The 13,916-nt window shown below is 51.7% G+C and carries 15 protein-coding genes; 3 read left to right on the forward strand and 12 right to left on the reverse strand.

Annotated features, from left to right (window positions below; genetic code table 11):
• Position 1: 1 nt before the first annotated feature.
• The 4 genes from TERTU_RS10800 to TERTU_RS10815 are packed head-to-tail and all read right to left on the reverse strand — an operon-like array spanning position 2 to position 3,002.
• Entirely contained in the window at positions 2–262 is a 261-nt protein-coding gene (locus TERTU_RS10800; RefSeq protein WP_015819486.1) for a YeaC family protein, read from the reverse strand.
• Entirely contained in the window at positions 259–1,128 is an 870-nt protein-coding gene (locus TERTU_RS10805; RefSeq protein ID WP_015818966.1) for a rhomboid family intramembrane serine protease, read from the reverse strand. The genes TERTU_RS10800 and TERTU_RS10805 overlap by 4 nt, the downstream gene beginning before the upstream one ends.
• Entirely contained in the window at positions 1,129–2,118 is a 990-nt protein-coding gene (locus tag TERTU_RS10810) for a metallophosphoesterase (protein WP_015819409.1), read from the reverse strand.
• 2 nt (positions 2,119–2,120) lie between these two features.
• Positions 2,121–3,002: an NAD(+) kinase gene (locus TERTU_RS10815; protein ID WP_015820120.1), complete on the reverse strand. Its 882-nt coding sequence runs from the start codon at positions 3,000–3,002 to the stop codon at positions 2,121–2,123.
• Between the two features lie 45 nt (positions 3,003–3,047).
• On the opposite strand from TERTU_RS10815, the gene TERTU_RS10820 reads away from it, so the two are divergent.
• The gene (locus tag TERTU_RS10820) at positions 3,048–3,953 is read left to right on the forward strand and encodes a DUF1853 family protein (protein ID WP_015818930.1); all 906 of its coding nucleotides are present in this window, start codon (positions 3,048–3,050) and stop codon (positions 3,951–3,953) included.
• On the opposite strand, the gene TERTU_RS10825 is transcribed toward TERTU_RS10820, so the two are convergent.
• From TERTU_RS10825 to topA, 7 genes are all read right to left on the reverse strand, one after another.
• Positions 3,932–5,095, reverse strand: coding sequence for a cyclic nucleotide-binding domain-containing protein (locus TERTU_RS10825; RefSeq protein ID WP_015820667.1), 1,164 nt, complete (start codon positions 5,093–5,095; stop codon positions 3,932–3,934). The genes TERTU_RS10820 and TERTU_RS10825 overlap by 22 nt on opposite strands.
• Positions 5,096–5,107: 12 nt before the next feature.
• Positions 5,108–6,088 carry a 1-aminocyclopropane-1-carboxylate deaminase/D-cysteine desulfhydrase gene (locus TERTU_RS10830; protein WP_041590203.1) on the reverse strand — a complete coding sequence of 327 codons (981 nt, stop codon included), beginning with the start codon at positions 6,086–6,088 and terminating at the stop codon, positions 5,108–5,110.
• Entirely contained in the window at positions 6,054–7,418 is a 1,365-nt protein-coding gene (locus TERTU_RS10835) for a sodium:proton antiporter (RefSeq protein WP_015820109.1), read from the reverse strand. Before TERTU_RS10835 ends, TERTU_RS10830 begins: the two co-directional genes overlap by 35 nt.
• A gap of 188 nt (positions 7,419–7,606) precedes the next feature.
• Positions 7,607–7,732 (reverse strand): hypothetical protein, encoded by a 126-nt coding sequence (locus TERTU_RS22355; RefSeq protein ID WP_015820596.1) that lies wholly within the window; start codon positions 7,730–7,732, stop codon positions 7,607–7,609.
• 118 nt (positions 7,733–7,850) lie between these two features.
• Positions 7,851–8,105: a hypothetical protein gene (locus tag TERTU_RS10840; RefSeq protein WP_015817081.1), complete on the reverse strand. Its 255-nt coding sequence runs from the start codon at positions 8,103–8,105 to the stop codon at positions 7,851–7,853.
• 116 nt (positions 8,106–8,221) lie between these two features.
• Positions 8,222–8,731: a DUF6586 family protein gene (locus tag TERTU_RS10845; RefSeq protein WP_228378324.1), complete on the reverse strand. Its 510-nt coding sequence runs from the start codon at positions 8,729–8,731 to the stop codon at positions 8,222–8,224.
• Positions 8,732–8,734: 3 nt separating this feature from the next.
• Positions 8,735–11,425 (reverse strand): type I DNA topoisomerase, encoded by a 2,691-nt coding sequence (gene topA, locus TERTU_RS10850; RefSeq protein WP_015817498.1) that lies wholly within the window; start codon positions 11,423–11,425, stop codon positions 8,735–8,737.
• 393 nt (positions 11,426–11,818) lie between these two features.
• On the opposite strand from topA, the gene TERTU_RS10855 reads away from it, so the two are divergent.
• Positions 11,819–12,508, forward strand: a complete 690-nt coding sequence (locus TERTU_RS10855) for a hypothetical protein (protein WP_015816911.1) — start codon at positions 11,819–11,821, stop codon at positions 12,506–12,508.
• A 290-nt stretch (positions 12,509–12,798) separates the two neighbouring features.
• Here the strand turns inward: TERTU_RS10855 and TERTU_RS10860 are convergent, their stop codons facing one another.
• Entirely contained in the window at positions 12,799–13,311 is a 513-nt protein-coding gene (locus TERTU_RS10860; protein WP_015820317.1) for a hypothetical protein, read from the reverse strand.
• A gap of 144 nt (positions 13,312–13,455) precedes the next feature.
• On the opposite strand from TERTU_RS10860, the gene TERTU_RS10865 reads away from it, so the two are divergent.
• Positions 13,456–13,884 (forward strand): universal stress protein, encoded by a 429-nt coding sequence (locus tag TERTU_RS10865; protein WP_015817764.1) that lies wholly within the window; start codon positions 13,456–13,458, stop codon positions 13,882–13,884.
• Positions 13,885–13,916: the final 32 nt, after the last annotated feature.

Consider the following 13,916-nt stretch of genomic DNA (forward strand, 5'->3'; position numbering starts at 1 on the left):
GTTACTTTTGCTCCGATTTGGATTGCCAGGATAAGGGTTGCTCATCGTCGGTTTTACAAGGTGTCGCTTTTGGCGGCACATAGCCTGTGCGCTGCTCTGGTGGCAGAGTGTGGTGCTCGTACACAATTACGGCTTCCATGCATGTGTTTCGCTGTTCGGCCGTAAGCTTATCTCCATTTGGCCAACGCCCGGTTTCAATTGCAGATCGAAAACGCGCAACGATTTCAGGAGTTAAATTTTTCAAAATATCTTCAGGATTCATGGCTCACCTGTGCGAGACCGTCGCACGATAAAAAAGTATTGCGCAGCCGCAAATAGAATTCCCGCAACTAGGCCACCAAGGTGAGCGCCGTTGGCTACGGAGACCGAAAAAAGCAAATCGATTATGCCCAGGTAACCCAAAGCGAGCCACACCAGCATAAACACGAAAATTCCAGGAGGAGTTTTTATTAGCGGATGATCGGATACCCGATTCCACACCAGTAAGTAGCCCAGGTAGGCATATACCACGCCAGAAAGCCCACCAAATTGGACGCTCCCACCACCACTAAAATACTGTACGAGATTGGCGCCGATGGCACTAAACAAAAATAATACGAGGGTACTTTTACGGCCGGTGAACACTTCGATACGCCGCCCTAACTCCCATATCCACAGGCAGTTAAAAAGTGCGTGCATAACACCAAAGTGCAAAAAAGCTGGCGTTAAGAGACGCCACCACTGGTGTGTCTGGCGTAGCTCATCCAATGGCTGCATAAAAAAGTAGTCGGGCAATCCCGCAGGCCAGATATATGTAATATACCCATAGCCACACAGCCCTAACACAATAGTCGCGAGAGTAAATGGAAAAATGCGTAAAGAATCCGCGAAGCCTATTTGATCCCTGGTTTGATTATTGGCGGCGAATCGCTGTTGCTCGATCTTTTCGTTATCAGTCGCTGACTCAGCGTTTGCGTCACCGTTAAAATAGCGCTCCACCCACACAGCATCGGCCGCATGCGCCAGCCACAACACCTGACACCCTCGCTCTTCAGTAAACCGATGCGCGACCTTATGGGTGGCCAAATAATTATTTAAACCCTGCAATGATTCAGCTGCGGGGAATTCTGCGGCTTTAATCCAATTCATTTAATCAAACCGACCGGGGACAGGGTCTTGGGTAACCTGCTCCCACGCGAACTTATCGGCGCTGAGAACAGTTTCGCCATCATACCTATAGCAGGTTAATCGGCCGTATTTTACGGCGCTATAATCGAGACACGCGAGGTTGTCTTTGAGAGGCCTGGGTTCACCATCAAGCCAGTAGTGCCCAATAAAAACGGGTATCTGCTCTGAGCTGTATGACACCAACGCGAGTTTTTGCTCACGCGTAAGTGTTTGTACACCGATGTCTTCCGGTAGAGGGTCCGGTTGAAAAACTACATCTTCAAGTGTTTCCGGTGAATCGGCCCAAAATTTGGTACGAAAAAAGCCTCTCTCCAAACCATCGCGACCGAGGATTTTACGTCCGTCCGGTAGGGATAGATCTGTACCTCGGGTCACCCGATCCATAAAGCGCGCGGCAAAAGTACCGGTAATAGCAGAGTCGCGCACGAAGCTGGCATCGACCGTGTTGCCGTCATACGTTGTAACAAATTCGTCGATAAGCTGCTGATCCCAACATGCGTGCACAGCGCGAAAGCCTGAGAGTTCCAGAAATACGGGCAGCGTTTGGAACCAGTCCAGAAACATACGCCACTCTTCGGGGTAAGACGCAAACTGATTGAGCGTTTCCGCGATTAACCGGTTATTGCGCGGCGTGTGTTCACGCACCCAGGTTTTGCCAGATATTTTGGGTGCTTTCGTGGTGTAGCCCAGGGCATCGTATTCGTGATTGCCCATTACACAGTGTGCGCAACCGGCATCGACCATATTTTTTACCACGTGCAGCGATTCCCGGATGCGCGGCCCTCGATCCACGATATCACCTAGAAATACGACTTTGCGCCCCTGCGGGTGGCTAAAGAGCGGCCAGCCTTCGGCTGACATGCGCTCCTCGTACCCCAGGCGCTCCAACAGCAGACACAAGGTGTTCGCACACCCGTGAATATCGCCGATGATGTCGTAGCCACTATTCATGCCTAATTGCCCGTATGGCTCGCCCACCCTAGCTTAGAGCGGCAGGTTTCGTAAAAGTTGTGCCCTTCAGGGTGAATCAGTTTCAACCGTTTTTCAGATTTCGTGATAAAAACAGTATCGCCCGGCTGGGTCATGGTCTGACTCTGCCCGTCGCAGGTTACCAGCGGGTTCAAATTATTATTTTCACAGACGATCAATCGGATCTCACTGTTGCCGCCAACCACTATCGGGCGGCTGCTTAACGTATGTGGGTACAGCGGGACTAGTACCACAGCATCGAGATTGGGGTGCATAATCGGCCCCCCACCACTTAAAGCGTAGGCGGTTGAACCGGTGGGCGATGAAATAATCAAACCGTCGGAACGCTGGCGATAGACAAACTCGTCGTCGATATATAACTCAAACTCTATCATGCGAATCAGCTTGCCTGGGTGAATCACCACATCATTGAGTGCAAGCCCGGTAGACATCACTTCGTCATCGCGCAACAGCGTGGATTCCAACAAAAACCGCTGTTCCAGGAGATATCGACCAGAGAGAACTTCGCCTACCTTGTTTTCAATGTCTTCGGGGCTGATGTCCGTGAGGAACCCCAATCTGCCGCGATTAATACCAAGAATTTGCACATCGTGCCCGGCAAACGCTCGCGCTGCCGACAACAAACTGCCATCACCGCCAACCACAATGATTAAATCGCAGGCCTGCGCGAGTTCCGGACGCGTTGCTACCGGCAGATCGCAATCGGGCAATATCGTGGAAGTTTCTTTATCCAGTAATACTTCGAGCTTCTGATCGGTTAAAAACGCGATTAGCCGTTTAAGCGAATATTGAGTGCTGGCACTGGCAAGACGCCCGATAAGCCCGATAGTATTGAAACTTTGCATGAACATCCCCTTGCAGGGTTTAATCAAAAGTGGCGCCCATTCTATATGAGCAACAACCCTATCTCCAATCGGTACACCGAGCTTCCTTGCGCTTGGGCATTGCAGTCGCCGAACCTGATGCAAAGCACCCTGGGCGACTATCACGATTTTTGCTCAAAATATCCGCAGGAAATCCACGCCTTGGGTGAACAGGAGAATGTACCAACTGCAACACCCCCACCCATCCGACTTCCGCTCGGCATTTATTTTGAGCAGGAACTTGCCAAAGCGTTCAACCTGGCGCCCGAGCACTGGCGTATTCGTTTAAAAAATTACCCCATATACGCAGGCAAGCACACACTGGGCGAGCTGGATTTCTTGCTTGAAGCTGCCGATAAAACGTTACTCCATGTGGAAGCGGCGATTAAATTTTATTTGTTAACACCCACCGCAGCCACCCCAGTAGCGTGGTCCAACTGGGTTGGCCCCAATGCAGCTGACCGCCTGGATATAAAACTTGAGCGCATGATTGGTCACCAATTGCCGATGGCCGCGTCTGTAACGGCGGAGTTAACCGAGGCAGCAGAGAGAGAAGCCGGTGCGGTTATTCAATCTCTCTACCTGATGAAAGGCGTTTTCTTCAGCCACTGGCAAACCACGCCCAAGCTTCCCGCCAAAGCCAATGCTGGAGCCACAACCGGCGAGTGGATGTACGAATCGGAGTTTTGGCGGGAGCTGGCGAAAGGCGAACGCTTATGGCGCCCATTGAGCAAGTTGGAGTGGCTCGCTGCAACTAAACCCGGATGGCTAGTTGAACCTGACGCTATGCTTGATCACACCAGGGTTTCGTCATTGATGGCGCAGACTGAGCGAGGCTTTCCGCGCTTGTTTCTAAGCGTGCCATACGGGACTCGCACCGACAGCACGCAACTCACCATGGTTGTAAACGATCATTGGCCGGAGACCAAATGACCATCGCGCAGTACATAGTTTTCGCCAGCAACTAATTGGTCGCCTAAATTGGCGCCGTCTATTCCGCCGGCGAGCGACATAACGTTATAGCCTTCTTTGCCCAGCAGATAGGCTGCCGCGCGGCTGCGACGCCCGCTGTTGCAGTAAAAAACATAGCGGTTGCCCGGCGACAGCAAACGTTTTTTCATACTCAGTAAACTGAGTGGAATATTGCCCGAACACGCCAAATGACCAGTCGCGTACTCTTCGTCTGTACGCACATCAATCAATGTGGGAAACTCCGGTAGCCCTCCCAACTCATTGGCTGCCACCTCATCAACGCTTGCTTCGTGCAGCAGGAGATCAAAATCCGCTTGCTCCAATCGCATTAACACGCCGTCGGTAGTCATCGTAATGCTGGCGTTCCTCGGCTTCTCATACACCAGAGCGTCTTCCCCGAAACAGCGGCCGGGCCCAATTTTAGCGACATTTTCTACGGTTCCGGTGACTTCGTTGTACACGCCTACAACCGCCTCACCTTCTTTGATGAAATAGCAGCAATCACCTATCTCTCCCTGGCGCAGAATCCGCTCTCCCGCGTGCACGACCATCGGCGTGAGACGGGCGAAAATCTGCTCAACGTTTACAGGCGGAACTTTCAAAAACAAGTTGGAATTGACCACCGTTTGCATCCATTCGATGTCTTCATCCAGGTCCCGCTGCAGCGCAAGTTCGGACATCAAGTATTGTGAGATCTGGCTCCAGCTGAGGGATCGATCCAGCAGATCGCTGTCAATTCGTACCACGGTCGTGTCTGATGTTGCAACAGCGGAACAAGGCCGGGGCTGCTGGTGGGCCAAGGGTGCGCTCGTCGCTTCCGCACGCACCCGCTCAGGAAGACCAACACCATTGAACAATTCCACCTCGCCGAACAAAAGGTAGATATGCTGATGATCAACACTGCCTTCAGCAAACAACAGGTCGCCTGCAGACAGCGCCTGTACAGCAATATGAGGGGCGAGGTCGGTCAAGAAGCGTGGTTGTAATGCGTTAAGCGGCACCAACGTGCGCGCAGTGGCAACCGCATGCTCATGCAATGTATCGATGCTGGTTTCACAGGCATAGTAAGGTTCGTGTACAGAGGCGCCGCTGGTAAATATCATTATTGTTAACTCTTACAACTGGAAACCCCGACGGCCTTGCAATCCCCCGGAGTGGACAACAGTAATCTTAGTTCCGCCTGGCCAGACTCCCTGGGCTGCAAGCGTATCCAGAGCGAACAATAGCTTAGCGGTATAGATGGGATCGAGCTTTATGCGGCTTTCCGTCTCAAAATTTTGAACAAAGTCAGCTAAATAGCCAGGAAAACGACCAAACCCACCACAGTGGAAATCCCCTTCGATATGCCAATCGATCAGGGGTTTATCGTTGCCAAGCAACGATTCCACAGCCTTAGTCAACCCGATCTCTGCATTCTTTAATGCGCTCACGCCGATTACGCTAACATCTTCGCGGGCACCGCCGGACATCCCTTTGAGAACACCGGCAAGCGTTGTCGCGGTGCCACATGCGAGCATTACCACCGACTTAGTGTCTGGCGCACATTTCGGCTCGCTAGCCAGGAAACGCCCCAACCCAACCGCACCTTCAGTGCCTCGCTCGCCACCGCCGCCCTCTTCCACCCAATAGTAGTCACCCTGTGAGCGACGCCACTCGACGTCCTCTTTAGCGCGATACTGTGCGCGACTGACAAACTTTAGCACAACATTCAACGCCTCGAGATCTGTCAGTGTTGGCGATAAATCATCACACCGCTCCCCGCGAACATAAGCCACCAGAGGTACGCCGAGGAAGTGGCACGCGTAGGCGAGTGCGTGCAGGTGATTGGAGTACGCGCCACCAAAACTTGCGACAGGCCGTTTTTCGCCACTCGCAAGATAGTGTCGCAGGTACCCCCAGAGCTTAAAGATTTTGTTGCCGCCGAGAGTGGGACACAGCGCGTCCAGCCGTACCATGGATACGTCCAGCATTGCAGCCGAACTGGCCGGGGTGGAAATACGCTCAATAGGTGTGGTGCGCAATAAAGGTAATAACGAATCGCCCAATAAAACGGACTTTAGGTTAGCTGCCAGCGTACTTGAGGGTTTGATTGCCATTGATATCTTTGTGGGCGGTGCAGCGGTCCTGATCCCCACAATGGAAATCGGCAGGATTGGCGATGCGCGGAATATTGTCACCGCACATACTACCATTTTCGTCAATCGCGCTACACACGGGAGCCTGGTAGTGCTCAAGCCAAGCAAGGTAGCGCTCTTCGGAAACCCCACACTGTTCCGCTGCATAAGCAGAAGCGTTTTCCATATAACGGGTTATATCCGCAACAGGAATAGTGATATGACCGGCACCAGGCTGATAACTGACGAAGCTGATACCTGCACCGACCATATGCCCTAGGATATCGTCGCCGCCATGGCTTACCAGCAGCTGATTTTGGGTGCGTAAACGGGCTATTTCGTCGCGCAGAAGACTTTCTTCCTCAACGCGATTCACCAGCTCGACTTCACGCATTCGCAGCAGATCGCTTAATTCCCTCGTAGCGGCAGAAATTTTTGCGTCTATCTCCGCTTGATGATTCTCGCGCAGCGTATTAACCAGCGAGGTACCCTCGCCTTCTACTTTTTCCAGCTTGTGTTCAAAGTACTCGCGCAGCCCTTCTATTTTTTTGGCCTGCCCGTCGATGGTGTCTTTTAACTCAAGATTACGTGCCTGCTCTTCAGAAAGCGCCCGATTTTTTTCCTCGATAATAGCGCGGTACTCTTCGACCTGCTCGCTATGAGCCCGCTTCAAGGTAGCAATGGAATCCTCACTTTCACGCGCCAATGTTGAGTTTCGAAGGCGCTGATCTTTAAGCATAAGCGCCATCTGATTGCGCAGCTCTTTCGCATATTCCGAGCGAATCTCGTCACTCAGCTGGCGGTGAAGCTGTTCCGCATTCGCTGGTGCGCCTGCACCAGCAGCAGAGTCTAAATCGGGATCATCACGAAACTGAATACCAAGACGGTTCCGCGTTGCGGCTTTTTTCAAGGCGTTCAATTGATTAGCTGCTGCAGTTAGCGTTGGGTCCCACAACGCCGCCTGAAAATATTTAATCGGACACTGACTGGCGCACACCAGTCGAATCGGACCAGCGCCAAGATCAGGGCCGCGTAATGCATTGTCTGTGAGTTGGCGCAGGGGCACATTCCAGCTCGCATCGACCTCCCCTTTTGCATTGAAATCAATGCGAAAAAAAATTGCCGTTTTAATGCGATAGCGTGCGTCGATCTCGACAAATACGGCACGCGCCTGACGGTTCTGCCAATCATGCGACAAAACGTAACCGTCGAGCAGTGCTTCGAATTCGGTATAGAGCATTTCTTTGGCGATAAATCCGTTTTCTCCAAAGAACATTACGGCTTGTGCTAACTCATCATGATCGCAAATCAAAGGCCGACACCCAAAGTGGTAGAGTTCTTCCACAATTATCGACTAGGGATTGTAATTGCGATGTGACAAGCCCTTCATTATCGCAATTAAAAATATATAGAGATGTGCTGGGTTGAGGGAAGCGTCAGGAAGGATTTAGAGAGGACTGAATAGAAAAATAAGTGTAGGGTTGACTGGCAAGAGTGCGTTTAAAAACAAGCGCACTCGTCCAGTTCATCTTCTTCGTGGATATCAGCTTCCATGGCATCGCTGTAATAATCATCCAGCTCCATGGATTCGCTCTCACCGAGCAGGTCTTCGACATAATCGTGCATATATAGCTCCTTTTTTTGTCATTGCTTCTTTTGCACTAAGGTAACTATAGCAACACTCCTGTGACACTATCGTTACGCACCCAAGCAAAATAATTAGACAAAGAGAAAAGAGCGACGTTCAGTGCAAAGTTGACGAATGTTCCATGTCGGTTTCGTCTGAGAAATCTGGTTGCTCATGCTGTTCCTGAATATCGCTGGCGGCGTCCAGCCCAGCTTCGATCATCGCTTTGGCAATTTCAAAACGAGCGTCGTTCAGGAAATACAGAGACTCTTCAGAAAAGCGAATGCAAACCAGTGGCTCCCCCCCCTCATCAACACGCTGGAGAGCGATTTCACCATTTTCCAATTCGACAATTTCGTAAAGTGAGGACATGCGTTACCGTAAATTCTATAGCGTTTGGTTCGGTTTCCAGTGTACCACCTCACGCCGACGAATAACACGCAGTCGCGCTATTTGGGGATTTATGACGTGAGAGCACGCATGTAATGTTAGTACTCTTGGGCAAGATCCCGCTGGTTGGCGATGCATCTGACCAGGCAGGATCGGATATTCTCAATCGACTCGAGGCTGGCTTCGGACCAAAAATCACCAGTGGCACCACTTACCGCAATAAAATTAGCGGAAGCCTCATGTTCTGGCGAGGGGCGTGGCGCCTGCCCCTTTCTGATTTGATTGGTAAAACGGCCCAATTGAGCAAGCCACGATGACTCATTCCGTTGAAGTTCGCGCAGCTCTGACAGCCGAGAATCCTCTCCCGGCTCGGGGATATCTGCGGCTAAAGCACCCAAAACATCAGAAGATGGCTTAGCGCCCGAAATTTCTCCGCAGTAGCACACCAAAGCCAGATCGAGCTGGAGAATCACCGCCTGGAGATAGGCACGCTGCGTTTGCGGGTGCGTGCCGTCGAGACAAGCAGAACGGGCTCCATCAGCCAGCAATAACTGCGCGAACAACAAGTGTTCGTCAACGCGCACTGCCATATTATCGGCCAATGGCACCACCTACGACTTTTTCTTACGGGTGGCTTTAGCTTTTGGCGCTGCTTTGGTGGGCTTAGCGCTGCCGCTTACCTGCCATTTACCACCGTCATAAAACGCTTTCCAACCGGTTGCCTTGCCGTCGACTTCGGTCTGGACGTACTGCTCTTTGGTTTTGCGACTGTAGCGGACCAAGGCGTCATTTCCGTTGTCGTCCTGCGTAGGCGCCTTAAACAAAAAGGCGTACTTGGGGTCGATTTCGTCTTTGTGGGGCAACAACTCTTTTATGTACGGTGCCCGCGTTTCACGGTTCTTCGGAAACTGGCTGGCAGCCAGAAACAAGCCACTGGCACCGTCGCGCAGCACATAGTGGTCTTCCACTTTTTCACAGGCAAGCTCTGGCATATCCACCGGATCCATTTTGGGCGGAGCAGCTTCACCGTTGCGTAAGAGTTTGCGTGTATTTTTGCATTCGTCGTTGGTACAACCGAAGTACTTGCCAAATCGGCCTGATTTCAATTGCATATCGCTGCCGCACTTGTCGCACTCAATCAAAGGCCCGTCGTAGCCTTTAATCTTAAATACGCCCTGCTCCACCTCGTAGCCATCACAATCCGGATTGCGACCACAGATGTGAAGCTTGCGCTGCTCGTCCAGCAGGTAGCTGTCCATCGCCGTGTTACAGATTTTGCAGCGGCGTTTCTGGCGCAGCTGGCGAGATTCCGCATCCTCGTCTTCATCAATATTGACAGCTTCGTCACCGGACACGAGATTCATGGTGTTCTTGCAACGCTCTTTCGGCGGCAGCGCATAACCTGAACACCCGAGGAACACACCCGTACTACCTGTGCGGATCTGCATTTTGCGGCCGCAATTCCCGCAATCGATATCCGTCTCAACCGGCTCGTTACGACGCATGCCAGCAGCGCTATTTTGCGCCATTTCCAGCTTCACTGTGAAATCGGCGTAAAATTCGTTGAGCAGGTCGAGCCAGTCTTTATCGCCTTCGGCTACGGTATCCAGTGCGGCTTCCATATTGGCCGTAAACCCGTAATCCATCAGATCGCTGAAACTTTCAATCAATCGTTCGGTAACGATGTCACCCATCTTATTCGCATAAAATCGCTTGTTCTCAACATGAACATAACCACGATCTTGAATGGTCGAAATAATGCTTGCATAGGTGGAAGGACGACCGATACCGCGCTTCTCCAGCTCTTTCACCAGTGCAGCTTCCGTGTAGCGCGCGGGTGGCTTAGTGAAGTGCTGTGACGCCAGAATTTCATGCAGATCGAGCATGTCCCCCACTTTCACATCCGGCAGGAGGGTATCTTCCTCTTTGCGCGACACTGGCGGCATGACCTTCATAAAACCGTCGAAGCGAATCACGCGGCCGCGCGCGCGCAGCTCATAATCGCCTGCGGATACTTTCAGTGAGCTGGAAGTAAACTCTGCGGATGTCATCTGACACGCCACAAACTGCTGCCAGATCAGGTTGTAAAGGCGCTCTGCGTCCCGCTCCATACCGCTTAACTGATTTGGTCGGGTGGTAACATCGGAAGGTCGTATGGCTTCGTGGGCTTCGTGGGCTTCCTGAGCGCCTTCTTTGCTCGAATACACATTCGGCGCTTTCGGCAGATAACGATCGCCATATTCTTGCTGAATAAATGTGCGACAGTTTTCGACAGCCTCTTTACTGAGATTAGTGGAGTCGGTACGCATGTAGGTGATGTAGCCCGCCTCGTAGAGACGCTGCGCCATCATCATGGTTTTTTTCACCCCGTAACCCAGACGGGTCGAGGCTGCCTGCTGCAATGTTGACGTAATAAACGGCGCAGACGGGTTGGATTTAGTTGGCTTGTCTTCGCGCTCTGTAACCTTGTACGCAGCCCCTTCAAGGGCAGATTTCGCCGCCATCGCCTGCGCTTCGTTCACAGGTTTAAACGCTTCGTCTTTAAAGCGCTTCACTTCGTACTTAGCGCGCTCGCCTTTTGAGGTATCCAGCTGCGCTTTAACTTCCCAGTACTCTTCCGGGATAAACGCACGAATTTCGCTTTCACGTTCGCTTACCAGGCGCACTGCGACCGACTGGACCCGCCCGGCAGATAACCCGCGGGCAATTTTTTCCCACAACAATGGCGAGACCATATAGCCGACAACACGATCGAGGAAACGGCGAGCCTGTTGCGCATTTACCCGGTTAATATCCAGCATGCCCGGTGACTTAAAGGCTTCCTGGATCGCATTCTTGGTAATTTCGTTAAACACCACCCGACGATAGCGGGTTGGGTCGCCGCCAATTGACTCCTGCAGGTGCCAGGCAATAGCTTCCCCTTCGCGGTCGAGATCCGTTGCGAGAAAGATATGGTCCGCCTGGTCTGCGAGTTTGCGCAACTCAGCGACCACTTTTTCTTTGCCGGGAAGAATCTCGTAGTGCGCCTGCCAATCGTTATCGGGGTCTATCCCCATGCGGTTGATCAATTGTTCGCGGGCTTTGTTCTGCTTGTAAACTTCCTTTTCTTCCGCTGACATTTTGCGGGTGAGTGCAGCCTGCTTAGCCCGGGCTTTTGGATCGGTGGTAGTTTTAGCCGAACCACTGGTGGGGAGGTCGCGAATGTGGCCAACGCTCGACTTTACGATGTACTGGTTGCCCAGATACTTGTTAATGGTTTTCGCCTTCGCGGGCGATTCCACAATAACCAGTGATTTCCCCATAAGAGCCTTCTACACAGAATTCTTCATTGTTTAAAATATGTACATCCCACGTTGTGTGAAACACCGAAGGTGCGCATATATAAGACCTCAAGGTTATAAGGTCAAGCACTCGCTAAAGTGACGGAGCAAAAAAAAGAACCAGTATGCACCCTTAAAGCGATTTATCATCCAACATTAAATAACAATCCCATCTATTTGTTTTAAAAAACATTTATGGCACATCACCTATCGGCGGATACTTATAAAGCGTAGTAACTGAATAATTCAAATGCCAAAAAGCAGCTAAAATAAATTTTGTTTACTTTTTGGTTATTTGTTTCAGAGTTATTGCGAATGTGGCCGGTCTTTTTCCTTAGTCTATTCCTTGTCCTCGCGCTGGCGTCACTGATAGTTGTGAGCGCCATCAACCAATTTCAAGAGCGCAAACGCATGGTTGCTCGCAAGGTACAGCAGCTGCGATTACGCGTTACCGAGCTCGATGAGTTGGCAACAACCGTGGATTCACTGGTGGAGTCGCCTCAAATTGCCGGGCACATTAACGATGAGGCGATAGACATGGTGGAAGCCATGCTCAAACTGGACAGCGAAAACCAGGGGCTGATCGTGATTCAGCAGACACTCTTGAGCAAGCGTAGCAGCTTCGCCAGCATAGATAGAGAACGGGAGATCTATCGCCTGCGAGAGAGCGACGCAGCCATTGCCCGCACGCTCTACATGCTCAATGAAGCAGGCCGCATCTTGCGCCGCCGCCAAGCGGCCGAAAAGCTGAATCTAGCGGAAATGGAGTTTTATCTAAAAGATTTAGCCTGGGCACACATGTTGGTTGGCGTGGTAAGTACTGTAGCACAGGGGCAAAAAGTGCAGTCAAACGGAGACTACTTGCGCGCGCATGCATACTATAAACGGGCGCAGCAGGTCGCAGTGCAAACCTCATCGAACGACGAACGCAAAAATGACCTGGTTAGAGAAATTACCAACCTGATGCACAACAAAGGAAAATACCTTTCACCCCGATTTATGCCAGAATCGCAACCGTCAGAGCGCGAGAAAAACGATCACGCCGCCAGTGAGGCACCACTGTAATGGCCTAACACTACGCCATGACCCAACACTAAGCCCTAGGGCCTGTTAAAACTAATTCAATTCGCTCTGCTGGAGCCTGTATTTTCAGGATGAAAGGCATTTTTGGCGTTGTTTAGCGGGCTAAACGAGCGAAAAATAACGCATCAGCCTGGAAATACAGGCCCAGCCCTGCGGGTTGCGGCTAAAATCCCGCTCTCAGCGTTGTTTATCGCTCATTTGGAACAACCAAACTACGCTCCAAACGCCTTGATAGCGAAATTTTAGCCGCAACAGAATGAATCGAATTAGTGTTAACAGGCCCTAGCAGCCAACCAGTCCAATTGCTTCGCAATAGTGCCCAAACAGCCCTCGATGGAGTCCTGCCACTGCGCTTGTCGCTCCCAACAACTTTCGGTCCAGTAAACACTGACTGCAGACTCCCGCATTTCCACCGCTCGAATGGCCGCAGGCAACTCTAACAACCAGGGCTTCAGTGCAGCCTGCAAGGCAGCATCAGGGCGGTTCGCCGCGACCCAGTCCCAATCCGCACTAAAATTGATTTCGTGCTCCAGTGACTGCCGCGCAACGCACCACTGCGGCCGCTCAACCGACTTCGGTGGTGGCGGCAACAACCGAGAATAAACAGCAATCTGATGCGGCTCGCCGTTGGCTGGATTCTGACCGATGTTCACCCGCAGCCCGCGCTTAGCAGCAAGCGAGCGCAATCGCGCCAGCCGCCGCTCTTGTTTGTTAGGCTGCATCATCATTACCGGGCCAACCACCATCGCAACTACGAATACCAACACCAATATAATTTGCCACATAGCTCGCTCCACGGGACGATACACATAACTGATGGGCTCAAGCCCGACTGGTCGCCCGAAAGCGAGATATAATATTACCAATAAGGGAATTTAAATGCCTTGTTACGCGTCTGAATAGTAAAGCGCCACTTCAACGGAGGATTTATGCCCACCTATAACAACATTCTCGTCGGCCTTGATCTGGCTGAAGACTGCACGCAGATTCTGCGCAAAGCGGCAGATATTGCCGGCTCATTTCACGCAAAACTTCATGTTGTTCATGTGGTAGAGCCACTGGCTTTCGCCTACGGGGGAGACGTGCCGCTCGACCTAACTGAAGCCCAGGGAGTGATGGAAAATCAGGCTGCTGAACGATTAGAGCGCATCATTAAGGAAGTTGGTGTATCCGTAGAAGGCCACCGGGTATGCATCGGCCAAGCGGCGGGAGAGCTGCACCGCCTGGCAGAAGAAGAGAACATGGATATGATCATCGTTGGCAGCCACAGCCGGCATGGCCTTGCCCTGCTTTTCGGCAGCATCACCAAGGGCGTGGTTCAGAACGCTTGCTGTGACGTCATGGCACTAAAAGTCTAGGCTTCGTATACCCAGGCAGGCTGCACCCGCAT

The sequence above is a fragment of the Teredinibacter turnerae T7901 genome, from assembly GCF_000023025.1.
Lineage (GTDB): Bacteria > Pseudomonadota > Gammaproteobacteria > Pseudomonadales > Cellvibrionaceae > Teredinibacter > Teredinibacter turnerae_B.